Raw genomic sequence first — 24,530 nt, 5'->3', positions numbered from 1 at the left:
GCTCCCGAGCCTTTTGCGCGCACCGGTTTGTTGGGACTATTCCCGAAATCTTCCGGGGCGGAAGGCATCCAAAGATATGGCTGGCTCCTCGCCTTCGATTACCTGGGCGATGACATCGGCACTGCCCGCGGACAGGGTCCAGCCGAAGGTGCCGTGGCCGGTGTTGAGGTAGAGATTTTCTCTGGGACCTCGTCCGATGATCGCCGGGCCGTCCGGGGTCATGGGGCGAAAGCCGGTCCAGGTTTCGGCGGCATCGAGGTCGGCGCAGCCGGGGAAACGGGATTCGACCGACTTCTTGATAGTTGCCAGTCGGGCTTCGGGAATATCCCGGTTAAAATCCGCCAGCTCGACGAAACCCGTAGCCCGTAGCCTGCTCCCCAGACGGGTGGAAACCACTTTGTAGTTGTCATCGTGAATGGTGGAGGCGGGGCCTCGTTCCGGGTCCTTCATGGGGACCGTCAGGCTGTAACCTTTTACCGGATAGATGGGCAGTTCGAGGCCCAGGGGCTGAACCAGGTGGTTGGACCAGCAGCCGGCGCTGATCACCACGGCATCCACTTCCAGGGCTTCCATGACTCCATCGCTGTTTCTGACTGAAATTGCGCTGACCCTCTGGTCATCGGCAATCAGCTTTTCCGCTTCCACGTTGTAACGAACCACTATCCCCTTTGCCTCGCAGACTTTAGCGAGTTCCCGGGAAAATTTGTGGCAATCGCCGGTTCCGTCGGTGTCATAGCTCAGGGCGCCATAAAGCGGACCATTGCCAACCATGCCGGGCTCGGCGTCGCGCACCTGTTCGGGTGTGAACAAACGGGAAGGGATGCCCAGTTCGTTCAGCAGTTCATGGGTCGTCCGGTAGCCTTCCAGCGCTTCCGGTGTGCTCGCCAGGTGCAGCAGACCCTGGTGGTCGCCATCGAAGGACAGATCAAGCTCCTTCTCAAGCGCCATGAATCGCTCCCGGCTGTGGATACCGAGGCGCAACATGGCGCGGCGATTCAACCCGAACAGCCCTGGCGACCAGGCGTAACGGAGCGTGGCGAACATGAACTTGAGTGTTTCCACAGACGGCGGAAAGCGTAGCTTCAGGGGGCCATCCTGCTTGAGGATCCAGGGGATGGCCTTGAATACAATCGCGGGATCGGCCCAGGGGTACACCACCCCATAGGATCGCTGGGCCGCGTTGGCCTTGCTGGTCTCGTTGCCGGCCATTGAATGACGTTCCAGCACAGTCACCTGGTGGCCCCGGCGATTCAGTTCATAGGCGGTGGTCATTCCCACCACGCCGCCACCGACAACAGCAATGTGCATGCATTCCTCCCTCATGTTTACTCCACGCCGGTCTTCGCCAGAAGACGCCGGTACTCTTTTAAAACGCTTTCATCTTCTTTCGGATATTCCGGCGCCAGTTTCTGCAATTGCTCAGCCAGTATGGCTGCGACAATCGGGCGCGCCTGGGGCTTCCGATCGCCCGGCACGATAAACCAGGGTGCCTGCTCTGTATGGGTCGCGGCAATGGCTTCCTCGGCAAACGCTTCGTACTCCCTGCGTTTTTCCCAGCCATCGATATCGGACCGATCAAACTTCCAGCGCTTGCGCGGCTTGTCCAGACGCTTGAGAAGCCTCTGGCGATGCTCATCCTCAGACAGGTTGAGCCAGATCTTGATCACCGTGGTGCCCTCTTCCACGAGATGATTCTCGAAGTTCCGGATGGAGCGGTAACGGTTTTCCCAGTTATAGCTGTCTGCTTCATGAACCGGCCAGACCCGTTCTGCGATCACAGCCTCATGATGGCTGCGATTGAAGGCGACCATCTCACCAAAGCCGGGCAGAAACGGCGTGACCCGCCAGAGAAAGTCATGGCGGGTTTCGGCCCCCCTCGGCCGGCTGAACGACCAGGCATGGAAACCAGCGGGGTCGGCGTAGGTTGCCAGAGTACGGATCAGGCTGTCTTTTCCACTGGTGTCCGGGCCGTGGGTAACCAATAGAACCGCCCTGGACTGGTTGGCCCAGAGCCGGCGCTGGTATTCACCGATCTGATCCAGACTGGCTTCCAACCCTGGCAGGGTGGTGTCATCGCCATCCAGAAAAGTCGGGTAATCCCGGAATCTGGGTTTTCCAGGGTCGTAGAGAAAAGAACTGGCAAACGCCGACAATTTCATCCAATGCTCCGTGCAAGTCCCTATGAATGTAATACAGGTCAACAATCGTACAAACTGGTAAACTTGTGAGATTGAATTCACAGAATAGCAGCCCGAATACAGGTTGCGATGGAGTGTAGTACCCGGCAATGAGTAAAAAACGTCGCGAGATTCCCGTATTCGATCACCCGATCATCGAAACCCACTGTCACCTGGATTACCTCAAGGACCGCCCGCTTGAGGAAACCCTGGAGCAGGCAAAACGGGTCAATATCGAGAAAGTGATCACCATTGCGGTGTCCCCGGACAACCTTGCCAGAGTACGCGAACTCAGCCAGGTTGCGCCTTGGGTTTATGGTACTCAGGGGATCCACCCCCACGATGCTGAAAGCTATTCTGATGACGTGGAAGCCGAAATCCGTGCCCACGCCCGGGACGAGAAGATCGTTGCGGTGGGCGAGATCGGGCTGGACTATTTTTACGACAACGCCGACCGGGACGTGCAGCGCGAGGTGTTCCGGCGCCAGCTCCAGATCGCCTGTGACACAGACAGACCCGTGGTGATTCATAGCCGGGAAGCCGACGAGGATACCATCGAGATCCTGGGCGAGTTTGAGACCACCCTCAAGCGCCGTGGCGTCATTCACAGCTTCACGTCCGGCCCCGGGCTTGCCCGTTATGCCCTGGACCAGGGGTGGTGCCTGGGCTTCAACGGCATCACCACGTTCAACAAGGCGGAGAACGTGCGTGACATCGTGCGTATGGCGCCGATCGAGCAGATCCTGCTGGAAACCGATTCACCCTTCCTGACCCCGGTGCCCTACCGCGGGAAGGAAAATGCACCGTTTTACCTGCCTTTTGTCGCCGAAAAAATCGCCGAGGTGAAAGAACTTCCCTTGGACGAGGTGATTGGTAAGACTTACGCAAACAGCCTGAGGACGTTTTTCCCCGGCGAATGATCAAGCGCGTCCCCATTTCCGCACTCAAGGTCGGCATGTACATAACCGACCTGAACAACGACTGGATTCCCCACAACACCCAGCGCAAGCGAGGTGTTATCAAAAAAGAGGAAACCATCGAGAAAATCCGCCGGATGGGGGTGGAGTTCGTTTATATCGACGCTTCAAAAGGCCTCGATTCCCAGGACTCGGAAACGGCCGCCGAAGTGGATCGTCGGAACGAGTCGGCCCTGCAAAAGGCGGGTGAACTGACGCCGGGCTTGCGGCCGCATGTTCCGCTTGCGGAAGAAATCGTGATTGCGCAGCAGATCCATAGTCAGGCCCAGGGGCTGGTGGGCGAGTTCATGAACCACGCCAAGGTGGGCAGCGCTATCGATGTGGCGCCCATCCACCAGTTGGCGGACGAACTGCAACACTCCGTGCTCAGGAATGCCAACGCACTAAGCTGCCTGGGGCGCATCCGGGAAAAGGACAATTATCTTCTGGAACACTCGGTAAATCTGAGTGTGCTGATGTCCCTTTTCGGAAACTACCGGGGCCTGTCGTCTGACGTCCTGCACCAGACCATCGTTGGCGCCCTGCTCCACGACCTTGGCAAGATCCTTACACCCGACGAGATACTGCACAAACCCGGCCGCCTGACTGCCGAAGAGTTCGAGGTGATGAAACTCCACGCCCGCCATTCACGGGACATTCTGGCTACCACAGAGGGCATTGGCGAGCTCACCGTCATCACGGCGGCCCAGCACCACGAACGCCTCGACGGCACAGGCTATCCAGAGGGTCTGAAGGGTGATGAGATCTCGGAATACGGTCGCATGGTGGCGATCAGCGATGTATACGATGCCATCACCGCAGACCGGGTCTATCACAAGGGCATGACACCAACACAGGGTCTGAAGAAGCTTCTGGAGTGGAGCGGCACTCACCTCGATCCCAGTCTGGTCAAACAGTTTATCCGTTGCCTGGGCCTTTACCCGGTGGGCTCGCTGGTGCTTCTGGAAAGTGGTCGCCTTGGCGTCGTGGTTGAAGCCAATGAAAGTGACCAGAGGCTGCCGACTGTGCGCATTATGTACCACACCAAATTCCGAATGCCGATCACGCTAGAAACCCTCGATCTCGCGAAACCGGGCACACAGGACCGGATTCTGCGAGCCGTTGATCCGGAAACCTACAAGATTGATGTCCGGAAATTCCTCGCCTGAGAACGCTGACAGCCGCGGACAGCTCGGAATGGAGTGGTTCAACGGCTGCTATCAGGAAGATGGATCAGAGAATCGGACATAGCGATTGCGGCCCCGGTGCTTGGCCTGATACATGGCCTGGTCGGCCTGGCGCAGGAGCTGGTCGCCGTCCAGATCCTCTGCCTGCGGGAACAGCGTGTAGCCGATACTGGCTGAAACTTCGACGCTGTGGTCCGCTACCCAGACCGGTTCGGCCACCCGGGCCAGCAAACGCATCAAGAGGCTTTCCAGGGCCGGATCGTCCTGAACATTCATGACAATGGCCGCGAACTCATCACCTCCGATCCGCGCCAGGGTGTCCTCTTCCCGGAGTTCCGAACGCATTCGGTGTGCGATCTCGACCAGCAACTGGTCACCCGCCTCATGGCCGAAGGCATCGTTTACCGGCTTGAACTCGTCCAGATCAATATAAACCACAGCCAGTTTGCCGCTCTGTCGGCGTGTCAGGGCCATGGCCTGCTGCAACCGGTCGGCAAACAGAACCCGGTTAGGCATTCCGGTCAGGGCATCGTAATGGGCCATGATCCGGAGCTTTCTTTCCTGCTCTTTAAGCCGACTGATGTCACTGAAAATACCGACAAAATGCGAGACTTCGCCATGATCGCCACGAACACTGCTGAGTGTTACCGACAAGGTAATCGGCTCGCCATCATTGCGCCTGCTGGCGAACTCTCCGGACCAGAAGCCCTGAGACCGGGCACTGGCGAAAATACCACTGCCTTCCTCCACCGGTAAGGGTGGCAGTCTTCCTATTGCCCGATTGCGGGGCCGGCCGGTTATCGCCAGATACGCATCGTTGGCATCAATCACGATGCCGTGATTATCAGTAATGAAAATAGCCTCGCGGGCGTATTCGAAGACGCTCGCCGCCAGCCGCTGCCGCTGTTCCGCGTGTTTCCGGAGAGTGATCTCATACAGGGAGCAAAGAATCAGAGCCTCCGGTTCGTCCTCGGTGTGGACGGGCGCCATGGTAAGCTCCACCCAGATCTCCGTGCCGTCAGAGCGATTCAGAACCCATTCGCACTGTTCCACCTGACCCGCCGAAACCCGGGCCAGCATGGGCGCCATTTTCTGTCGGGAAATCTGCCCGTCTGGCTGGAATTCCGGCGAAAAGACCGCCAGATCCTTGCCGACCAGTGATTCACTGGAGGTGTACCTCAGCAGGTCGACAGAAGCCCGGTTGGTGTCGATGAAAAGTCCACCCCGGATCAGCAATGCAGCTTGTGGCCAACCCCGGATAAGCTGGCGCAGACGCCTCTGTTCCGCGGCCAGCTGCCGCTTGCTCTTGCCCAGCCAGAGCGACGATGCCACCAGCAACATGAGCAACACCAGAATGGTAAAGACCCAGAGGCGATACTGGTGCAACGCATCCACCCAGGTAAGTTGGGGCGCCTGGTCGTAGGGCGGCACCCGTAGAGTGCGCGCCAGGTACTCAACCGACTGGTAGTCTGCAGGCGGCGAAAAACCCGAAATGCCGACTGACAGCGCCACCTCGTCTTCCGGCTCAATGGCAAAAAGCGCCGACGCGATACGACGGACAGCCCGCTCGTTTACATGGGGCAGCGCCACCAGGGGCCATTCCGGGTATAGACGGGTTGAAACAACGTAGGGGAAACCCGCCAGCCGCTGACGGTTCAGAACCTTTACCTTGGTAAACAGATCAGGGTCTTCCTGCGCCATCTGCTCCAGAATGCTGGTTCGGATAAAGCCTACATCGGCATCTCCGGAGAGAACCGATCGAACCACTCGGTCGTGGGTGCCCATAAACCGGATCAGATTCACTCTCCGGATATCAATACCGGCATCCAGGAGCTCGAGAACCTGCGTCTGGTAGCCCCCCAGGAAATGGACACCGGGCGAGGCAATGGTCTTATCACGGATATCAGCGAGCTGTTCAATGTCGTCGCGCTCGGCCCTGGTAAAGATCACGCCACCAAGACTGCCAGTCGAAGACTGGCCGGAGCGCCTGACCAGAGTCGCCAGAACGCCGGTCAGACTGCGTTCGCTTCGGATCAGTAGAAAATGGCTGGGATTGGTAAGAAAAAAATCGAGCCGGTTGGCGGCGATCGCCCGGCTCATATTCTCCTGATTGAGAACCTCCAGCCTTACGGATATGCCGGTTTCCCTGGACAAGTAGTCCGTCAGAGGCTGGTAACGTTCCTGAAGCACACTGTCCGGCCGATAGGCGAATACACCCATAGTCAGTGTTTCATCGGCACTGGCTGATGCCATCGCCACAAATTCCGTGGCAAACAGAAAACAAAGACAGGCAGCAAACCGGCGAATATTCAAGAGACCCTCGCTGGCAGAAACGAAGGATCTGACATGCGCTGGATGCCAGGATTCTGATCAATCATACCCTCTGCCAGCATAAGGCGAGACAGGGATCCGGCCATGGTTTCGATGGGTCCGGCTGCTCTGAGATAACGCTGGTTCGCGGCCAGATCCGGCAGCATAACGCTGGCCAGTGCCGTGCGGACCTCGTCCGGACTGATCCCCTGACGGGTGGCAATCCGGTACATTGAGTCGTGCATGCTCCGCACGAGATGCTGCAGGCCGGAAAAATGTCCGGTCAAAAGGTCGCGAACCGCTCTGGAATTGCTCTCTGCCACTTTCCGGGTCACCACCAACACATCGAAGATGGTTTCCGGAATGGCACTACTATCGAAGAGTCTGACGCCTCCGGTGTTCTCTATGAGTGACGCTGTTGGCTCGTAGCACACGGAAGCATCCACTTCACCGCGGGACCAGGCTTGTGCATGCTGGCTTACCGGCAAATCCACTTTTATCACGTCGCTGCGATCGAGCCCCGCTACCTCAAGGATTTTAAACAGCATAACGCCCGAGACACCGTCCAGCTCCACCGCAATTCGCTGCCCCTTGAGGGCTGCCAATTCCGTGATCGATGGCTTGACCATCAGTACATCGGCGCCGGCGGACACATCAGCGACGGCGACCACAACCAGTTCCAGCCCTCTCGACCATACGCGTATGGTTTCATCGAGAGTCAGCGCCGCCCCATCAAGCGCCCCTGAAAGAAGGCCCTCCATGGAGTCTTTGGCAGACGTGCCCGGCACCAGCGCAACCGTATCCGGCAACCAGTTGAAATCACGGGCAAGGTACAGTGGCTCTTAGCCGATCCAGGGGTGGATACCGAACCTCAGCGGGCCGGGATCGCTGCAACCCGGCAATCCCGCCGCGGACAGTCCGGCTGCTATCGATAGACCAAGGAATTCACGGCGTTGCATCAGGCTCCGGACCGGGCGAAGACATTAACATTTGTCAATAAACGACAGTTTACTGCTTCACATACTACCCGTAAAACCGCAACTTGCCTTGCACCGCGTCAATTTATCCCAAAGACAGGAACACCCCCATCAGCACCGGCGAGAGAAAAGACAGCAAGAAACCGGAGGCGATCGCCACCGGAACACAGGTCAGCCCGCCACTGCTGCGGATTACCGGCAGGGTGAAGTCCATGGCGGTAGCGCCACCATAACCAATAGCCATGGCCGGCCTGTTGGCAATCAACAAGGGGATGATTGCCAGCGCAACGATCTCCCTGAGCACATCATTGAGGAAGGCCACGCCGCCCCACGCAGGGCCAAGGGCTTCGCCGATGACAATGCCGGACAGCGAGTACCAGCCAAACCCGGAGGCAACCGCCAGGGCGTCGTGCCAGGGCAACCCAAGCCAGGGTATCAACAGGGCACCAGCCACCAGGGAACTGAGCGTCAGAGCCAGCGCGATACCGAGCCCCTGACGATTCATCAGAAGTTTGCGCAGCGACAGCCCGGCATTGCGCAACTGCAGGCCGATCAGAAACAGCAGCAACATCAGGGACCAGGTCGCCAGCTGTTCCGCCATGGGCATGTCCGGCAACAGGTAGTAGCCGGCAAGCAGCCCGGCAATAACCGCCACCAGCGGTTTCAGGCCAGCCAGAAAAAGCCGGCGGTATCCGGGGCTGACACTGCCCTCGACCCGCTCGATGGACATTGGCTGCCAGCGGTGGAACATCCAGAGCCCAAACATGTTGGCGACGAAAAGCACCAGCACCAGTGCCAGTACCTGGGTCGCCATGCCACCCAGTTGCGCCGCCAGGCCCTCCATCTGGCCAAGCCCCAGGCCCAGCAGCAACAGGATGAAGTAAACCAGTGCCTCCACCGTGTAATGGATCACCGTCATGGCCCGGCGGTTTTCCAGGGCGATGGCAAAACCCAGGAACAGGGGAGCAAGAATGAGCAAGGCTCCAGTCAGCATGGCGTCCTCGAAACAAAAAGGGGGTTATCAGGTCAGGGGTTTGAACTGGTCGGGGTCGGCATCCGGGCTGGCCTGTTCACCCTGCGGAACGCCGATGGTGCGGGCAAGACGTTGGGCGGTAACGGACCAGACCGCATAATCTCCGGGCTTCGGTTCGTAGCCTTTTCCCATCATGGTGCCGGCGACGCTCCGGAGAACCGATTCAGCCCGGGCCTGGGTTGGCCAGGGCCCACGGCAGAACTGCCCATCCGGGCGCGCTTGGTCAGGGCCAGAGAGAGCGACCAGGCCCCAATGGCCGCCGCCTGCTGGCCGGATGTGTAGCTCGATGCGTTGGCCGTCTTTCACCATGACAAGATCCCGGAGCGGGCTACGGCCGTGGAAATAGTGGAGCTTCATGGCGTTATGCTGTCAGTGCAGAACATGCCCTGACCTGTCCTGAACGAGAACCCAGGGTGCGATGACGACCGCCCAGAGTTCCGCATTGCGATCATACCAATCCTGCGCGGTGTCCGGCGCAACCTCACCAACGCGACCATCGTTCATCCACTGCTCGAAACGAGCTTTGTTATCCGCCGCCAACTCAGTCGCCACTTCAAGCAGATCCAGGTCCGGCGACACCCTGACGACCTGCCCCCTCGCAAAGTAGGTCTGCAGTTCGTGCCAGTGGATGCGAGAAGTCTCAAGATTCAGCTTGGCTTTCAATTCGTCCCGGGATGGGGAGGATGACATGACTACCTCATCAGTCTAAACAGGGCTCAGGCTGGCCAGACTACCGGAAATTGCATCTTTCCGCACCTGCCGGAGGACTCTGCCGATCTGCCGGTTTTACCCTCGGGAGTCTTGCAGAATACGTGAAATCTGATCCGAAAGGGTCATGGGGTCGAAGGGCTTCGGGATCACGCCCAACGCACCTAACTCACGGTACTCGCGTATTTCCGAATTCTGCAGTCGTGCCGTCATGAAAATAACCGGCACATCCGCCATCCCGTCAAGCTCGCGCAGGGCCTTGAGCGTTGCTGGGCCGTCCATACCCGGCATCATGACATCCAACAGAATAAGCTCGGGATCGAAGCCTGGAGCCGCTGCCAAAGCGGCAACGCCGGATTCGCACACAGCTGCCTCAAAACCACCGACATCTTGCAGAGCGATTTCAGCAATTGCCCGAATGTCCGGGTCGTCCTCGACGTAAAGAACTCGTGATATGGAGCTGGTATTGCCTGGTTTCATTGCGTCAATCCCTGATTGGTTCTTCTGTGTCCATTCCAAGGCGACGAAGAAGTCGCTGACACTCCTCGGACTCCTTCTGGCCACCGGCCAGCATTGCAGCGGCGCGCATGATAATCCGGTCCTCCTGCGTGCAATCGACAGGCAAAAAATGCACGGCGCCGATCAACTCCCTCACCCTCAATGGCAATCGCCACTGAACTTTCAGGCGATTACCATAGGATTGAGCCCAGGTGCGCACCAATTGCTCCGCCTCGGACGCATCAAGTGCCCCACCAAGGGCTATATAATCGTTGAGTACCTTGAGTACCGCCAGCTCACCCAGGCGACTGAGCAACGCGGCCTTTTGCAAAGAAACGGGCTGCTTCTTCAGTTTGATCGCCAGCCCCTGCGCCTCTTTGGCGACCTGCAGTGCACCCTCGTAGTGACTCTTCGCAAGCCCTTTGAGAACCTCGTGTTTGAGCTTGCCAGACACATCCAGAGACAAAGCCAACACCTGATTCAAGGCAAGACCTACCCCCATCGAGGAGATAGAATCCCGCAGGCTTTCTACTGGCTTACCGGTACGCCGAAAAGACGTGCTGTTGGCGACATCCATCAATCGAGCAGTAATGCTTGCCTCTTCGCGCCAACGTTCTGCCAACTGAGACGGCGATAATTCATCCTGACGTCTGATCAGTTCCAGAACGTCTGCCGGATCGACATCCGTTGGCAGCTGGATAATCCCCTCAAGCGAACTTTTCAGCAACGCCGACACTTCTGGAACTGTGTCTTGAGAAGGTTGAAGGAGTTTGACAAGACGTTGATGCAACTGTTGCACATCGAATGGTTTGGTCATATACCCATCGATACCGTAATGGGCGGCCTTCAGCACAGAATCGCGATCTGACCGGGCTGACACCATGACGATGGGTACATCACTATCTGATTTCCGGACTTTTTTGACGAGCTCCAGCCCGGCACCGTCAGGCAGATTCCAGTCAGCAATAAAGAGATCAAATGCATTTCCGCTCACCAGCTCGAGCGCCTCGCCCAGGCTGCCCGCCACTTTGACCAATGCACCGGGATAGATTCCCGCAACGACCGTCTCGAGCAGTTCCGAAACCAGATCGTCATCTTCGAGGATTAGCGCTTTCAAAAAACCACCACCTGACAAAAGAAAACACCGTCATTTCTTCGCGGAATAAATCGCGACCCCGTTACGCCCTTCATGTTTGCATTGGTAAAGTGCCTGATCTGCAGCTTCCAGTGCCTCCGCCCCGCTCGGGAAATCGTTGACGCCGGCAATGCCCGCGCTGAGCGTAACGTGGAAATTCTTTTCACCTACCGCAAAAACAAGCTCGGAAAAGCTCTCCCCAATGCTTTTCAGCAAATCTGCCGCCGCCTGCACCGAGCAATCAGGCAAAACAACCATGAACTCTTCCCCACCGTAGCGGCCGATCATATCCGTTTCCCGAAGCCGGTTCCGTAATAAATTTGCAAGCGCTCGTATCACGATATCGCCGTACCGATGCCCCCAGGTATCATTGACCTGCTTGAAATAGTCGAGGTCAATCATGGCGACGCTGGAAAGGTGGCCGAAACGACGGCATCGCGCGAGCTCTTTTTCAAGCTCCTGTTTGATCAACGAATGCTTGAGAAGCCCGGTCAGACTGTCACGGTTCATCAGGTCGGAAAGCTGACGCGCTCGATAGCAACGAATGCGCGCCGACCGAACCAGATAATCATCTGAAACCGGCTTTACGAGAAACTCATCTGCGCCTTTGGAGAGTGCTTCAAGCTGATCACCCCGGTCATCCTCTGAAGACAGGTAAATAATGGGCAAACTTAACCAGCGAGACTCGAAACGGATCAGTCGGGCGAGAGTGACGCCCGAGTAATCTCCAATCTGAACATCCATGAGCACGATGTCCGGCTGAAACGAGGATAGCTCCGCCATCAAACGCCTTGGGTCGGTGAGAGACTTCGCTTCTATCCCTGCTGCGCTCAGTACCAGACAGTAATGCTCGGCCAGCTCAGCATCATCTTCAACAATAAGCACCCGGCCGTTGACGCCAGAACTCCGTTCAATCGCCAGCAATTCAACACGCTCGGCCAACTCTGGCACGTTCACAGGAGCGGCAAAAAACGCCGATGCGCCAGCCTTTGCAATCCGATATTCATTATCAAAGGAGTCATTGGCACCAATGACAACAACAGGGGGACTGCGACGAGAGCCCTCGTTTTCCTGCTTCCTTGCGTGCTGCATAACAACAGGCATTGCCGAATCTCGGCAAAGAATAGAAGAAGCCCCTGTAATGCCAGAGAAAATACCCTCCAGAGCGGTTTCGTCATGCTGGTCCACGAATTGACAAACAAAACCGTAACGCCCTAGCTCGGTGGCCAATGAGGCGACCTGCCCCCCAGCATCATCGTCAACGAGAAGAATCCGGATCTGCATGCCATGGCTGCCCTCAAACCGGTTCTGATCCGGTGACGTTATATTTCCAGACTCCGCGCTTGAAAGATTCTCAGAGCTTTCCTCGATGAGACTGGCAAGAGCATCAATGCTGTCTGCAAAGCCGTCGGAAACCTCCACAGATTGCCTCTGCACCTCCGACGTTTCTCCCAGGGCTTCGGCCTGACTCTTCAACTGTTTTTCGATTAAGCGCGCCTGCTCACCCAGCCGAGGAAGGCCAAAGGTACCTGCCGAACCGGCAAGGCGATGCAACGACTGATAACAGCGGATAAGTCCCTCGGCAGACAATGTTCCAGACCGGGTCTGCTCGGCATAGCCGATCAACTCCCTGATGTCTGATCTGGCCCTGGTGAGAAACTTTTCCCTGAGGACTTTCAGCTTTTCGGAAACGTTATTGTCTGACTGCAAATCCACTACTCTCTTTCTTCCGGCAAAAGCAGTTTGCCGCAATGATTAAATCCACTATTCTCGTATCCAATGAAACCACGTTGCGGCCCACAAGGCTATTCTTCCAAGGAAGTACTTTGAAACGTCTGTCCCTCGGCACCCGAATTGCACTCATTACCCTCCTGACAAGCGCTATTACCGTTCTGATCCTCCTGGGAACCGCCTACAACGAGTTGCTGAAAGACTTCGAACGCGTTCTCAGCCAGAAACAGCTGATTGAAACGCGGGGCGTTGCAGACGAAGTCAACCGTTCGCTCGAGATTCGGTTGACGGCCTTGCAGGCCTTTGCCGCGACGCTGACAGATGGCAAAAACCTCATCCCTCTTGAGCGCATTAATAACCTGATGGGACGCCAACCCACTCTGAGCAATTATTTCAAGGAAGGCCTTACCGTGATGGATGCAAATGCCGTCGCCATCGCGGAAAACACTTTTGTGCCGGGCCGCATAGGCACCTCTTACGCTGACAGAAGTCACTTCCGGCGGGCAATGACAAGCAGGCAACCGGTTATCAGCAGCCCAATCATCGGCCGAAAAACGGGTCTCCCACTGCTGTCGTTTGTAGCCCCGATTGAAAACGACGACGGCGACCTGCTCGGGTTTGCCGGCGGCATTGTGAATCTCGAAGAATCCCGGATAGTGCCTCAAACCACCCTGGGTGATTCACAAACCATATTTCAGGTACTGGACACTGAAAGGTTCATTCAGGTCGATTCGCTGTCATCAAACGCGCCGATGCCCGAATTACCGGCGCCGGGAGAAAACCTCATCGTCGACGCGGCCCTCTCAGGTGTGACCTCCGGCGTTGTCACCGATAACGAAGGCAAGAAATGGATCTATGCCACCGAACACCTCGAGAGAGTCGGCTGGATGTTTTTGCGCGCCGTGCCCTACGAGAAAGCCACCAACCCGGCCTGGGCGTCGTTTCGGGAATTTCTCGTGGTAAGCGTTCTGGCTACCGTGTTGTTAGCGGTCACAGCCCTGATTCTTACTCGCGCAGCAACCCGTCCTCTGGAAATAATGTCGAAGAAAATACGAGCTATTAGCCGTGATGGTTCTGCCACCGGTCGCGTCTCGGAGTCCGGCCCCCCGGAAATCCGTAATCTTGCCCAGGCGTTCAACACTCTCATGCGGGAACGGGAGGGACTCGACCGCCTGAAAGATGAGTTCGTCTCCACCGTCAGCCATGAATTGAGAACCCCACTCACATCCGTTAACGGTTCCCTGAAGTTGTTGCAGGCGGGCGCAGCGGGCGAGCTGCCCGCAAAAGCACGGGCGATGGTCGATGTTGCGTTCCGCAACAGCGAACAGCTTCAGCACCTGATCTCAGACCTGCTGGATTTCAACAAGGCACTGGCTGGCCGGATGCCCATTCATCTCGGGCAGATCGAGGTGCAGCGGGCAGTCCATGAGGCCTGTCAAGGCAACGACAGCATGGCACGGCATTATCGGATCCCACTGAAGCCCGAGGACTGCGAACAGCACTGGCTCATGGCTGATCCACTACGGTTACGCCAGATACTGGATAATTTTATCAGCAACGCAATCAAGTTCTCGCCGGTGGATGGAACTGTTCGCATCTGGTCCAGTTATGCTCCGGATAACCAGATCAGGATTACGGTCGCAGATGAGGGCGCTGGCGTCCCGGAAACCTTTTCTGACAGATTGTTCCAACGCTTTGCCCAAGCTGAATCAGGTACTGAAAGGTCGAAGGCGGGAACCGGCCTGGGCCTTGCAATCACCCGGGAGCTGGCGGGCTTGATGGGCGGCGAAGTTGGTTACTATTATGAAAACGGGGCGCGTTTCTGGGTACAGCTGCCAGCGTGCAAACCCGATAACTCGGAGAAAGGGAGCGACCGTGAAGGCACCTGACGTTCCACCAGACGAACCCTTCCGATTGTCTGCCCTGGAGGAACTGGCTCTCCTTGACACACCACCTGAGGAAAGATTCGACCGGCTGACCCGGCTTGCCGCCCGAACCCTGAACGTCCCCATCGCGCTCGTATCCCTGATTGACACGGACAGACAGTGGTTCAAGTCGCGCCAGGGGTTGGATGCCAGAGAGACCGGTCGGGATATCTCGTTCTGCGGACATGCTGTCCTGCGCGAGGAAACACTTGTCATTGAGAACGCACTCGACGACGAACGCTTCTTTGATAATCCTCTGGTAACTGGCGATCCCCATATCCGGTTTTATGCCGGCGCTCCGCTCCACGACCCTCAGGGACAGAGGATTGGAACGCTCTGCATAATTGATCGCAAGCCCCGATCCTTTTCAGAAGAAGACAAAATAACCTTGAGGGATCTGGCAGACCTGGTGGAACGGGAATTCTCGATCGGTGCAATCCGGGACCACTCCGAGGATCGCACCCGAGCACTAAACGTGCTGACCGAGATCGTCCTGGATTCTGCCGGTGACACCAATGAGCGAGCGGCGAGAGCCCTGAGGATCGCCTGCGACTATCTTGGTCTTGAAACCGGCATTGTCAGCCGGGTCACCGACACGGTGTATACCATCCACTGGCATTTCACCCGTGGCACTAACCCAATCGAAAACGGCACGACCTTACCCCTCGAACAAACCTATTGCTCCCTGCTCCTCGAATCCAGCCATAAATTGTTTGCCATTCAAAACATGGCCGAATCCGGATTCACCAACCGCCCGTGTTACGAGATCTTCGGGCTGGAGACGTATCTGGCAGCGCCTATCTGGATCGACGGCGAAATCTTTGGAACCGTAAACTTCTCGTCGCACTCGCCCAGACATCGCCCATTCAGCGCAACAGAGGAGATGTTCGTCACTCTCTTTGCAGACTGGGTGGCCGATACCCTTTATCGCGTCCAGCGCACAGAAACCCTGAACAAACTGGTAACCCAGGCGCCCGGTATGCTTTACCAATACCGCCTGTGGCCTGACGGACACAGCAGTTTTCCTTACACCAGCCCGGGCATTAAAGAGATCTATGGGATTGACGCCGAAGAAGCGGCTATCGACGCCAACAAAGCCATAGCCCGGGTACACCCTGATGACCTTCCCGGGGTGCTCAAGTCGATTGAGGAATCTGCACAGACTCTTTCTCAATGGCAGCTCCGGTACCGAGTGCGCCTGGATACCGGTGGCTGGAGCTGGGTTGAGGGACTGGCACAACCGGAGGCTCTGCCCGATGACAGCATCCTGTGGCACGGTTACATCACCAATGTTGATGAACGCCAGAGAATCGATGAGATGAAGAACCAGTTCATCTCCACCGTCAGCCATGAATTACGAACACCATTAACCTCAATATCCGGTTCTCTGGGGCTGATCCTTGGCGGCGCAACCGGTCCAATCAACGAGAAAACCGCTCAGATGCTTGCTATTGCCCAGCGCAACAGTAAACAACTGCGGCATCTTATCGACGATCTTCTTGATATAGAAAAGCTGGTCAGCGGCAACGTGACGTTCGACGCGTCTGTCCAGAGACTGGATAAAGCAGCCGAGGCAGCCGTCGAAGAGATCCAGCCGATGGCCAGAAAGCGAGGCGTCGAGGTGCAACTGAATGTCCTGGAACGAGACCTGTATGCCAACTATGACATTGTTCGGCTTACCCAGGCCATAACAAATCTTCTGTCAAACGCAATCAAGTTTTCCCCGGCCGGTGCTGCCGTTAGGGTGGATTTGTCCAAATCTGGGGATGAGGCAAAGCTTGAAGTCAGGGATCAGGGCCCTGGTGTGCCTGAGAGTTTCCGGGACAGGATTTTTCAGAAGTTTGCCCAGGCGAACTCAACCTCTTCAAGGACAAAGGAAGGAACCGGGTTGGGCCTCGCGATTACGCGGGAATTGATGCAGGCAATGGGCGGTGAGGTCGATTTCGAATCCGAAGAGGGATCTGGCGCCTGCTTCTGGATCACCTTGCCGCTCGCGGAGCCGGGGACTCAATAAGGCCCCCGGTTCGCAAACGGTATGCTGAAAGCACGATGAATCAGCTGTCCAGCCCTTCCAGCAGACCGGCCATATCGTCGGCGTGCTCCTCTTCCTGAGCCAGGATTTCCTCGATAATCCGCCGTGAGGTCGGGTCCTGATCTCCCAGATAACGGGCAATTTCGCGGTAGCTGTCGATGGCAATCCGCTCCGCCACCAAATCTTCCACTACCATTTCCCGCAATGTATCGCCCTCAACGAACTCGGCGTGGGACCTCGTTAAAAGACCTTCGGGCGAGAAGTTCGGTTTCCCACCCAACTGCACGATACGTTCGGCCAGCCAATCGGCGTGCTGCTGCTCCTGGTCTGCATGCTCCAGGAACTCCTGGGCAGCGACATTGGCGTTGATGCCATCGGCACGGAAGTAATGGCTCTTGTAACGCAGGGTGCAGACAATTTCGGTTGCCAGCGCCTCATTCAGGATTTTCACGACATTGTCGCGGTTGGCACCGTAGCCCTCGGTAAGCGCTCCTTCTTCGATGTGCTTGCGGGCCCGCTCTCTGAGGGTTTTCACGTCGGTCAGAAACGGTTGATCGGTCATAATGTCTCTCTCGTTTCTCTCATTGATCTCTTGAATTCGGCATAGCGGCCGCCCGCTATGCCATTTCACCCTGTCCACTCAGGCAGTGCGCAACATTTCCCGCACCACGTAATGGAGGATGCCGCCATGCTTGAAGTAGACGGCCTCGTTGGCGGTGTCGATGCGAGATTTCAGCTCGCAGGTCTCCGTGGATCCGTCCTTGTACTTCACCGTCATCTTGAGGGTCTGTCCCGGCTTGATCTCGCCAGACAGGCCTTCGATGCTGATGGTTTCCTCACCGGTGAGCTTGAGGCTCTTGCGGTCCGTGCCTTCCGGGAACTGAAGTGGCATTACGCCCATACCGATCAGGTTGGAGCGGTGGATGCGCTCGTAGGATTCGGCCACCACAGCTTTTACACCCAGCAGACGGGTACCCTTGGCGGCCCAGTCGCGGCTGGAGCCGGTACCGTATTCCTTGCCGGCAATGACCACCAACGGCGTGCCTTTCTCCTGATACTTCATGGCGGCATCGTAAATCGCCATCTGTTCGCCCGAGGGCACGAATTTGGTGTAACCGCCTTCCACGCCGTCTAGCATTTCGTTCCTGATACGCACATTGGCAAAAGTGCCGCGCATCATGACTTCGTGGTTACCCCGGCGAGAGCCATAGGAGTTGAAGTCTTTCGGCTCGACACCGTGCTCCTGCAGGTATTTACCGGCAGGGGTGTCCGGCTTGAAGGAACCGGCCGGTGAGATGTGGTCGGTAGTCACCGAATCGCCCAGCAGTGCCAGTATGTTGGCATCCTTGATATCGTCGATCGCGTCCGGTTCTTCCTTGAGCCCTTCGAAGAACGGCGGATGCTGGATGTAGGTGGATTTATCAGACCACTCGTACACCTTGCTTTCCGGCACCTTGATGGACTTCCAGGTGGCGTCGCCGTCGAAGACTTCCGCGTATTCCTTACGGAACATATCGGTCTTCACTTTCTCCACCGCTTCAGCGATCTCCTGCTGGCTCGGCCAGAGATCCTTCAGGTACACCGGGTTTCCATCCTTGTCGTTGCCCAACGGATCTTTTGAGAGATCCAGGCGCACGTTGCCCGCCAGCGCATAGGCAACCACCAGAGGCGGCGATGCCAGCCAGTTGGTTTTCACCAGCGGATGCACCCGGCCTTCAAAGTTCCGGTTGCCGGAGAGCACAGAGGCCACGGTCAGGTCACCATCACTGATGGCTTTCTCTACCGCGTCCGGCAGAGGCCCGGAGTTGCCGATGCAGGTTGTGCAGCCATAGCCGACGAGGTTGAAGCCGAGCTTGTCCAGATCGTCCTGGAAGCCACCCACTTTCAGATAGTCAGTGACGACTTTGGAACCCGGCGCCAGCGATGTCTTGACCCAGGGCTTGGTACTCAGTCCCTTCTGGACCGCTTTCTGGGCGATCAGGCCTGCGGCCATCATAACGCTCGGATTCGACGTGTTGGTGCAGGAAGTGATCGCCGCAATGACGACCGCACCCGGATCCAGCCGGCTTTTCTCGCCATTCATCTCAAGGGGCTGGCTGGCATGATGCTTGTAGCTGTCGTCCACGCCCACCGCGGTCTGGCCACCCTCGGATTCCAGGTTGGCCTCACGGTTCTCGGCAGGCCCCTCGGCAGTTTCCATCAACAGCTCAAAGGAGGACTTCATGTTCTTCAGGGCAACACGATCCTGCGGGCGTTTGGGGCCGGCAAGGCTGGCCTCAACTTCGCCCATGTCGAGTTCCAGGTTGTCGGTGTACACCGGCTCATGGCCGGGCTCACGCCACAAGCCCTGGGCCTTGGCGTAGGCTTCCACCAGCTCCAGCTGTTCTTCCTCACGGCCGGTCAGGCGCATGTACTTGATGGTCTGCTCGTCCACCGGGAAGAAACCACAGGTGGCTCCGTATTCCGGGGCCATGTTGGCGATGGTGGCCCGATCTGCCACCGGCATGTCCTTCAGGCCGTCGCCGTAGAACTCCACGAATTTGCCAACCACGCCTTTCTTGCGCAGCATTTCGGTGACGGTAAGCACCAGATCTGTTGCGGTGATGCCTTCCCGAAGCTTTCCGGTGATCTTGAAGCCCACCACTTCCGGAATCAGCATGGAGACCGGCTGGCCCAGCATGGCGGCTTCCGCTTCGATGCCGCCAACGCCCCAGCCAAGAATGCCCAGGCCGTTGATCATGGTGGTATGGGAGTCTGTGCCCACGAGGGTGTCCGGGTAGGCGATGGTCTTGCCGTCCTGGTCCTTCTGCCAGACGGTCTTGCCGAGGTATTCCAGGTTCACCTGGTGACAGATACCCGTGCCCGGCGGCACCACACGGAAATTGTCGAACGCCTGCTGGCCCCAGCGCAGGAACTCATAGCGTTCCTGGTTGCGTTCCATTTCGATGGCTACGTTGTCCTTGAACGAGGACGCGTCGCCGAATTTGTCCACCATTACCGAGTGGTCGATCACCAGGTCGACCGGCGACAGCGGGTTGATCATCGCCGGATCCTTACCGGCTGCCTTGACCGCCTCACGCATGGCAGCCAGGTCGACGACGCCGGGCACGCCGGTGAAATCCTGCATCAACACACGGGCAGGCCGGAACTGGATTTCAGTGTCGGAATGACGATCCTTCATCCACTGCACCATGGCATCAATGTGGCTTCTGTCCACGGTGGTGCCATCCTCATTGCGCAGAAGGTTTTCCATCAGCACTTTGAGCGAAAACGGCAGGCGATTCAGGTCGCCGAGGGTGTCCGCAGCCTTGGGCAGGCTGTAGTAATTAAAGGTTTTACCCCCAGCATCCAGGCTGGAAAGGGTATTCAGACTGTCTTTACTGAGACTTTCGTTCGACATGTGGTGCCTCCTTTTTCGTCGTTATCCGCGTATTCCGGAAGGCTCTTTCGAAGCCCTTTCAGCAACGCATCGACCGGGAAAGCAATCCCATACCGGGCAATAGCCTGATGAAAGGACTCCACAGCGTGAAGTCACCTTTAACTATTGCAGCAATTAACAAGAGTTCAACCGCGGGCCGGTGAATGTTCGGCATCAGCGCGGTGAATATCAGACCAACGTCGGAGAGCCGGACGACTCTCCGACATCAGTTCCTGGAAGGTTTAGATGCGATACAGCTTCACCAGTTCATTCAGTTTTTCGGTGACCGCCTCAAGGTCTGAAGCCATGGTTCTGACCCGCTCCGCCTCGGATACCACATCGTTGTTCCGGTTGGCGATGGAATGAATATTCTCATTGATCTGAAGCGACGTGGCTGCCTGCTCTTCCGAGGCCGATGCGATCTGGTAATTCATTCGCGAAACCTCGCCGATGGCTGCTTCAACTTCGCGAATTGCCTCGCCAGTTTCTCGCATGGCCCGTGTTGACTCGGCAGAACGGGTCCGGCCCATCTCCATCGAAGCCTTGGTAGCTTCTGATATGTCGCTCAGTTCGCCGACGGTAGCCCGAATCTGGTCAGTAAATTCCTGGGTTCTCAGGGAAAGCGCCCTGACCTCATCCGCCACCACGGAGAATCCACGGCCATGCTCTCCGGCTCTTGCCGCCTCGATGGCGGCGTTCAGGGCCAGCAGGTTGGTCTGTTCGGAGATCGCATTGATAGAGCCGACGACAGAGGAAATGGATTCGATTTTTTCGCTCAGCTCATCAACCCGATTAGCACTGCTTTCAAGAGCTTCATCGGTAGACTCCGTGAGTTTCGACGCGTTAGCCATGGCCTCACCACCTCTGGTGGCGGCAGCAGAAGCATTGCTGGCCGCATCGGACGCCAACTGCGCGTTACTGGCGACTTCCTGGATACTGGCGGACATTTCATTGGTTGCCGTGGCCGCCTGATCAGTCTGAACCTGCTGCTCGTTGGCAATCTGCGTGGTTGTGTCACTGACACTGGTCATGTCATCAGCGTTCGAACGCAGTTGACCAGAAAGCTCTTTCAGCCGGGCGATGAGTTCGACAAACCTGTCGAGCATGTTATTGAAGGAGCTGGCCGTGACGGACTTGTCTGCGCCATCGAGACGTGAGGTAAGATCATTATCCGCATCGAACGTCCGTATAATGTCAATAATCTGAAACGACTGCCTTTGCTCTGCCCCCATTTGGATCGCAAAAAAGACGAGAATTGCAGACTCAAAAACCACGAATGCAGCATGCAGGAAGGTAATGGACCAATTGCAATCGTAGTTGAAGATCATGATCGGCATCTCGCCCAATGTGGCACCCGCCAGTTCAAGCGCTGTAAATGCAACATGATGCAACGCTATCGTTGCAGCACCGACCACCACGGGCAGCCAGTCGCGATAGATGATCACCAGCGCAAGCGCAGCAAAAATGTGGAAATGCATTTCAATACGACCCAACTGCGCCTGGATCATGATGGCCGAGAACAGCATCAGGCAGATTGCGAACAGTGACGACAAGGCCCTTGTTCCACGCATCGTAAAGAAGCCGGCAGTCGCAAGACCTCCCACTAGCAAAGACGCAATCAGAGCGAACATAGTGGTGCCATAGCCCATCGGCACCAGCAAGCCGACCACCGGAATATGAGCCAGAAGGATCAACAACATCTGGCGATCGGTGCGCTCCCGGATTTCAACTTCGTAAGACTGACTGTTTACTGCGGTCGTCATATGGAACTCTCGCTATTTTTGTCTTTTAGTAAGCGGCGAAGATCCTGTTCAACCAGCTTGAGATTCAGATCTGGTGTTGTGTAAACCAGCCTTCTGCGGAACTCTCCCGTCACCACATGCAGATGTGCGCTGTGAGCAATGAGATCATCCTCTGAACTACCCTGTTTAACGGCAAAATCGTTGTACGCTGAAGCCAGTTTTTGAGCGGCCCGGTGAGTTTCTGGCCGGTAGAATCTGAACGCCTTCCCAAGACTCTCCATGGTCTGGTCAAGCTCTTCCGGCGTGTCGTTTTCCGGGTCAAGGGTGACAAACAGGAATTCGACCTCAGCCCCATCCAAAAGCTGGCTCAGCTCCATCAGATTGACCAATTGAACCGGGCAAACAGTTCCGCACTGGCGATAACCAAAGAAAATAACGGAAAGCCCGTTCTGCGGCGGCTGGTAGCCATCCAGGTTCTCCCCCGGCTCATCAATCGCCATCCCGTAAAACCCGCTGTTGTTGAGCAACGACGGCATCACCGGGAGCGCAAGTGCCAAAAGGAAAGCTGCGGCGAAAAGCAGAATACTTGTCGTTTTCCTGTTCACATTTCCTGTCCGTGAAAGATCGGCGCAAGTTTGCAGAGAAGTTTGAAACCGGGCTATAGGTGCATTACGCAACGTTTAGCCCCTAGAACTTGCATTTGCAATCTTTTACGGACGCAAAAAGCGACAGATCTTTTTTTGTTGTAATGAGAAGTAAACTTTAGGGACAGGACTACATCTGGCGCTCGCCATAAAGTTGGGCGTACAGCCCTTCCCTGGCAATGAGCTCGTCGTGGTGACCCTCTTCAATAATCCGGCCATCTTCGAAAACACAGGCACGATCTGCCTGTTTTACGGCGCTGAGGCGATGGGCAATGATCAGCGTGGTGCGCTGTTTGAGGAAGGCTTCAAGATCTCGATGGAGCTGAAACTCGGTTTCCGCATCCAGCGCCGAGGTGGCCTCATCCAGGATCACCACTGAAGGCTCTGACAGGATCATCCGGGCAATGGCCAGGCGTTGACGCTGTCCGCCCGACAGGCGCACGCCCTGTCGGCCAATAACGGTATCAAGCTGGTCGTGCATTGCCGCAACCGTGCCGTCCAACTGGGCGATTCGCAGGGCATCCCAGAGCGCGGCATCGGGCTTATCCCGACCAAGGGTCAGGTTCTGTCGAACGGTATCGTTGAACAGAGCCGGGTGCTGAAGCACGGTCGCGACATGTTCACGAAGGCAGGGCAAGCCAATGCGCTCAACAGGCACTCCATCAATCAACACCTCGCCCTGCTGCGGGGTGTACATGCCGAGGATGACCTGAATCAGAGTCGACTTGCCGCCACCGCTGGCGCCCACCAGGGCCACTTTTTCGCCGGGCGCCAACTCCAGATTGATGCCCCGGAGCACCTGCTCCTCGCCATAAGCGAAGTGGATATTGCGCAGGGTAAGCCCCACGGTATGACGGTCGCGGAACGGGTTCTCCAGCGCCGGATAGCGGGGTTCTTCTTTCAGATCCAGCAACCGGTTGATACGCCCGAGCGCCGCATTGGCAGCGAACCAGGCGTACTGCATGTTGAGCATTTCCTGAACCGGCGTCAGCATGAACCAGAGGTAGCCGAAAATGGCGAACATCATGCCGATGCTCAGGTCGCTGAACAGCACGGTTACCATCGCGGCGGCCCGGAACGCGTCGACGCCGAACTGGAACAGCGCAAAGCTGGCCCGGCTGGCTGCATCGCTGCGCCATTCGAACTGGATCGCGTGGTCCCGCACGTTGCGGGCGCGGTCGATCAGCTGGCGCAGGTAATGCTTTTCCCGATTAGCCGCCCGCAGCTGGTGAATCGCATCCAGGGTTTCGGTCAGATCCCCCTGGAATTCCTCGTAAGCGCTGTTCTCCCGCCGCTTTAGCTCCTTGACCCGCTTGCCGATCAAAATTGTGGCGAAGATGACCAGCGGATTGAACAGCAGAATGAGCAGGCCCAGCTCCCAGTGCACCCAGAGCAGGACCCCAGCGGTACCCAGCACTGTCAGGCTCGCCACCAGAAAACGGCTGATGGTGGTACCCAGAAACTGGTCTACGGTATCCAGATCGGTAATAAAGTGACTGCTGATTCCGCCCGAGCCGCGAGTCTCGTACTCGGACATGGCCACCCGTTGCAAACGCCCAAGCAGGCGGGACCGGATGCGGAACACCACATCCTTGGAAACCTTGGAAAATTCCCGGGACTGCAAAACGTTGAACGACAGTGCCGCCACACGAAGCAGAAATGCCACCACAACCATCAGGCCGATATAGACCACCGGTGTTTCCCAGCTCCCCGGCAGGAAGGAATCCATTACCGGTAACACCGGGCCAGGCTCGTCCAGCAGCACTTCATCCACCAGAACCGGCAGCAGCAGTGGCACCGGCACACTCATCACGGTGGCCATGATAGCCAGCAGATTGGCACGCACCAGTCTTGGCTTGTGCTTGAGCGCAAGCCCAAAGATATCCCGCCAGGTGTACTGCTGCCGGGTTTCGCGAGTATCGATACCGGTTACGCTGTTTTGCGGGTGTTCCAAGCAACCTCCGGAGAATCAGATGTGCCCGGTTGGATACGCCCGGGAACTGACAATAGTCTACCTGTTAACTGGTTTGCTGCGATCAAAACCGACATCTGTCATC

19 protein-coding genes and 1 pseudogene are annotated in these 24,530 nt (G+C 57.0%); 4 read left to right on the top strand and 16 right to left on the bottom strand.

Annotation, left to right across the window (positions count from 1 at the left end; all coding sequences use genetic code 11):
• Window positions 1–36: 36 nt before the first annotated feature.
• A complete protein-coding gene (locus tag EDB94_RS11140) occupies window positions 37–1,308 on the bottom strand; it encodes a D-amino acid dehydrogenase (protein ID WP_108018390.1) in 1,272 nt (423 codons plus the stop codon).
• Window positions 1,309–1,325: 17 nt separating this feature from the next.
• On the bottom strand, window positions 1,326–2,159 hold the full coding sequence (locus EDB94_RS11135; RefSeq protein ID WP_014578597.1) for a polyphosphate kinase: 834 nt from the start codon (window positions 2,157–2,159) through the stop codon (window positions 1,326–1,328).
• 128 nt (window positions 2,160–2,287) lie between these two features.
• On the opposite strand from EDB94_RS11135, the gene EDB94_RS11130 reads away from it, so the two are divergent.
• Together EDB94_RS11130 and EDB94_RS11125 are read left to right on the top strand one after the other, a co-directional pair.
• Window positions 2,288–3,097 carry a TatD family hydrolase gene (locus EDB94_RS11130; protein WP_108018389.1) on the top strand — a complete coding sequence of 270 codons (810 nt, stop codon included), beginning with the start codon at window positions 2,288–2,290 and terminating at the stop codon, window positions 3,095–3,097.
• Window positions 3,094–4,302: an HD-GYP domain-containing protein gene (locus EDB94_RS11125; protein ID WP_108018388.1), complete on the top strand. Its 1,209-nt coding sequence runs from the start codon at window positions 3,094–3,096 to the stop codon at window positions 4,300–4,302. The genes EDB94_RS11130 and EDB94_RS11125 overlap by 4 nt, the downstream gene beginning before the upstream one ends.
• Before the next feature lie 51 nt (window positions 4,303–4,353).
• On the opposite strand, the gene EDB94_RS11120 is transcribed toward EDB94_RS11125, so the two are convergent.
• The 9 genes and pseudogenes from EDB94_RS11120 to EDB94_RS20895 all read right to left on the bottom strand — a co-directional run.
• Window positions 4,354–6,573: a PhnD/SsuA/transferrin family substrate-binding protein gene (locus EDB94_RS11120; RefSeq protein WP_227499656.1), complete on the bottom strand. Its 2,220-nt coding sequence runs from the start codon at window positions 6,571–6,573 to the stop codon at window positions 4,354–4,356.
• 56 nt (window positions 6,574–6,629) lie between these two features.
• A complete protein-coding gene (locus tag EDB94_RS11115; protein ID WP_260312567.1) occupies window positions 6,630–7,439 on the bottom strand; it encodes an ABC transporter substrate-binding protein in 810 nt (269 codons plus the stop codon).
• 253 nt (window positions 7,440–7,692) lie between these two features.
• Window positions 7,693–8,601, bottom strand: coding sequence for a lysine exporter LysO family protein (locus EDB94_RS11110; RefSeq protein WP_014578602.1), 909 nt, complete (start codon window positions 8,599–8,601; stop codon window positions 7,693–7,695).
• A 27-nt stretch (window positions 8,602–8,628) separates the two neighbouring features.
• The gene (locus EDB94_RS11105; protein WP_053113227.1) at window positions 8,629–8,997 is read right to left on the bottom strand and encodes a hypothetical protein; all 369 of its coding nucleotides are present in this window, start codon (window positions 8,995–8,997) and stop codon (window positions 8,629–8,631) included.
• Window positions 8,998–9,009: 12 nt separating this feature from the next.
• The gene (locus EDB94_RS11100) at window positions 9,010–9,330 is read right to left on the bottom strand and encodes a DUF2288 domain-containing protein (RefSeq protein ID WP_014578604.1); all 321 of its coding nucleotides are present in this window, start codon (window positions 9,328–9,330) and stop codon (window positions 9,010–9,012) included.
• Window positions 9,331–9,426: 96 nt separating this feature from the next.
• Window positions 9,427–9,828: a response regulator gene (locus tag EDB94_RS11095; RefSeq protein WP_014578605.1), complete on the bottom strand. Its 402-nt coding sequence runs from the start codon at window positions 9,826–9,828 to the stop codon at window positions 9,427–9,429.
• A 4-nt stretch (window positions 9,829–9,832) separates the two neighbouring features.
• Window positions 9,833–10,981 carry a response regulator gene (locus EDB94_RS11090; RefSeq protein WP_108018387.1) on the bottom strand — a complete coding sequence of 383 codons (1,149 nt, stop codon included), beginning with the start codon at window positions 10,979–10,981 and terminating at the stop codon, window positions 9,833–9,835.
• Between the two features lie 12 nt (window positions 10,982–10,993).
• Window positions 10,994–12,265, bottom strand: coding sequence for a diguanylate cyclase (locus EDB94_RS11085; protein WP_260312580.1), 1,272 nt, complete (start codon window positions 12,263–12,265; stop codon window positions 10,994–10,996).
• Window positions 12,266–12,439: 174 nt separating this feature from the next.
• Window positions 12,440–12,697: pseudogene (locus EDB94_RS20895) on the bottom strand (Hpt domain-containing protein); the annotation flags it as partial.
• Window positions 12,698–12,807: 110 nt separating this feature from the next.
• Here EDB94_RS20895 and EDB94_RS11080 point away from each other — a divergent pair.
• Together EDB94_RS11080 and EDB94_RS11075 are read left to right on the top strand one after the other, a co-directional pair.
• Window positions 12,808–14,601, top strand: coding sequence for a sensor histidine kinase (locus EDB94_RS11080; RefSeq protein ID WP_108018385.1), 1,794 nt, complete (start codon window positions 12,808–12,810; stop codon window positions 14,599–14,601).
• A complete protein-coding gene (locus tag EDB94_RS11075; protein WP_260312566.1) occupies window positions 14,588–16,651 on the top strand; it encodes a GAF domain-containing protein in 2,064 nt (687 codons plus the stop codon). The genes EDB94_RS11080 and EDB94_RS11075 overlap by 14 nt, the downstream gene beginning before the upstream one ends.
• A gap of 40 nt (window positions 16,652–16,691) precedes the next feature.
• On the opposite strand, the gene EDB94_RS11070 is transcribed toward EDB94_RS11075, so the two are convergent.
• The 5 genes from EDB94_RS11070 to EDB94_RS11050 all read right to left on the bottom strand — a co-directional run bounded on the left by EDB94_RS11070 (window position 16,692) and on the right by EDB94_RS11050 (window position 24,427).
• Window positions 16,692–17,231, bottom strand: coding sequence for a bacterioferritin (locus EDB94_RS11070; protein ID WP_008173036.1), 540 nt, complete (start codon window positions 17,229–17,231; stop codon window positions 16,692–16,694).
• Window positions 17,232–17,309: 78 nt separating this feature from the next.
• Window positions 17,310–20,069: an aconitate hydratase AcnA gene (gene acnA / locus EDB94_RS11065; RefSeq protein WP_108018384.1), complete on the bottom strand. Its 2,760-nt coding sequence runs from the start codon at window positions 20,067–20,069 to the stop codon at window positions 17,310–17,312.
• A 260-nt stretch (window positions 20,070–20,329) separates the two neighbouring features.
• On the bottom strand, window positions 20,330–21,850 hold the full coding sequence (locus EDB94_RS11060) for a methyl-accepting chemotaxis protein (protein ID WP_108018383.1): 1,521 nt from the start codon (window positions 21,848–21,850) through the stop codon (window positions 20,330–20,332).
• The gene (locus EDB94_RS11055) at window positions 21,847–22,434 is read right to left on the bottom strand and encodes an SCO family protein (protein ID WP_260312565.1); all 588 of its coding nucleotides are present in this window, start codon (window positions 22,432–22,434) and stop codon (window positions 21,847–21,849) included. Before EDB94_RS11055 ends, EDB94_RS11060 begins: the two co-directional genes overlap by 4 nt.
• Window positions 22,435–22,603: 169 nt before the next feature.
• Window positions 22,604–24,427 carry an ABC transporter ATP-binding protein gene (locus EDB94_RS11050; protein ID WP_108018382.1) on the bottom strand — a complete coding sequence of 608 codons (1,824 nt, stop codon included), beginning with the start codon at window positions 24,425–24,427 and terminating at the stop codon, window positions 22,604–22,606.
• Window positions 24,428–24,530: the final 103 nt, after the last annotated feature.

The sequence above is a fragment of the Marinobacter sp. 3-2 genome (assembly GCF_003751355.1).
In the GTDB taxonomy this organism is placed as follows: Bacteria; Pseudomonadota; Gammaproteobacteria; order Pseudomonadales; family Oleiphilaceae; genus Marinobacter; species Marinobacter adhaerens.
The sequence above is the reverse complement of the archived record's forward strand: the minus strand, read 5'-3'. Positions and strand labels throughout refer to the sequence as shown.

Coding starts and splice junctions, on each gene's coding strand:
- EDB94_RS11110 (WP_014578602.1), bottom strand. CDS start 8,601: ATGCTGACTGGAGCCTTGCTCATTCTTGCTCCCCTGTTCCTGGGTTTT.
- EDB94_RS11130 (WP_108018389.1), top strand. CDS start 2,288: ATGAGTAAAAAACGTCGCGAGATTCCCGTATTCGATCACCCGATCATC.
- EDB94_RS11060 (WP_108018383.1), bottom strand. CDS start 21,850: ATGACGACCGCAGTAAACAGTCAGTCTTACGAAGTTGAAATCCGGGAG.
- EDB94_RS11140 (WP_108018390.1), bottom strand. CDS start 1,308: ATGCACATTGCTGTTGTCGGTGGCGGCGTGGTGGGAATGACCACCGCC.
- acnA (WP_108018384.1), bottom strand. CDS start 20,069: ATGTCGAACGAAAGTCTCAGTAAAGACAGTCTGAATACCCTTTCCAGC.
- EDB94_RS11125 (WP_108018388.1), top strand. CDS start 3,094: ATGATCAAGCGCGTCCCCATTTCCGCACTCAAGGTCGGCATGTACATA.
- EDB94_RS11120 (WP_227499656.1), bottom strand. CDS start 6,573: ATGGCATCAGCCAGTGCCGATGAAACACTGACTATGGGTGTATTCGCC.
- EDB94_RS11095 (WP_014578605.1), bottom strand. CDS start 9,828: ATGAAACCAGGCAATACCAGCTCCATATCACGAGTTCTTTACGTCGAG.
- EDB94_RS11085 (WP_260312580.1), bottom strand. CDS start 12,265: ATGCAGATCCGGATTCTTCTCGTTGACGATGATGCTGGGGGGCAGGTC.
- EDB94_RS11105 (WP_053113227.1), bottom strand. CDS start 8,997: ATGAAGCTCCACTATTTCCACGGCCGTAGCCCGCTCCGGGATCTTGTC.
- EDB94_RS11070 (WP_008173036.1), bottom strand. CDS start 17,231: ATGACCGATCAACCGTTTCTGACCGACGTGAAAACCCTCAGAGAGCGG.
- EDB94_RS11135 (WP_014578597.1), bottom strand. CDS start 2,159: ATGAAATTGTCGGCGTTTGCCAGTTCTTTTCTCTACGACCCTGGAAAA.
- EDB94_RS11100 (WP_014578604.1), bottom strand. CDS start 9,330: ATGTCATCCTCCCCATCCCGGGACGAATTGAAAGCCAAGCTGAATCTT.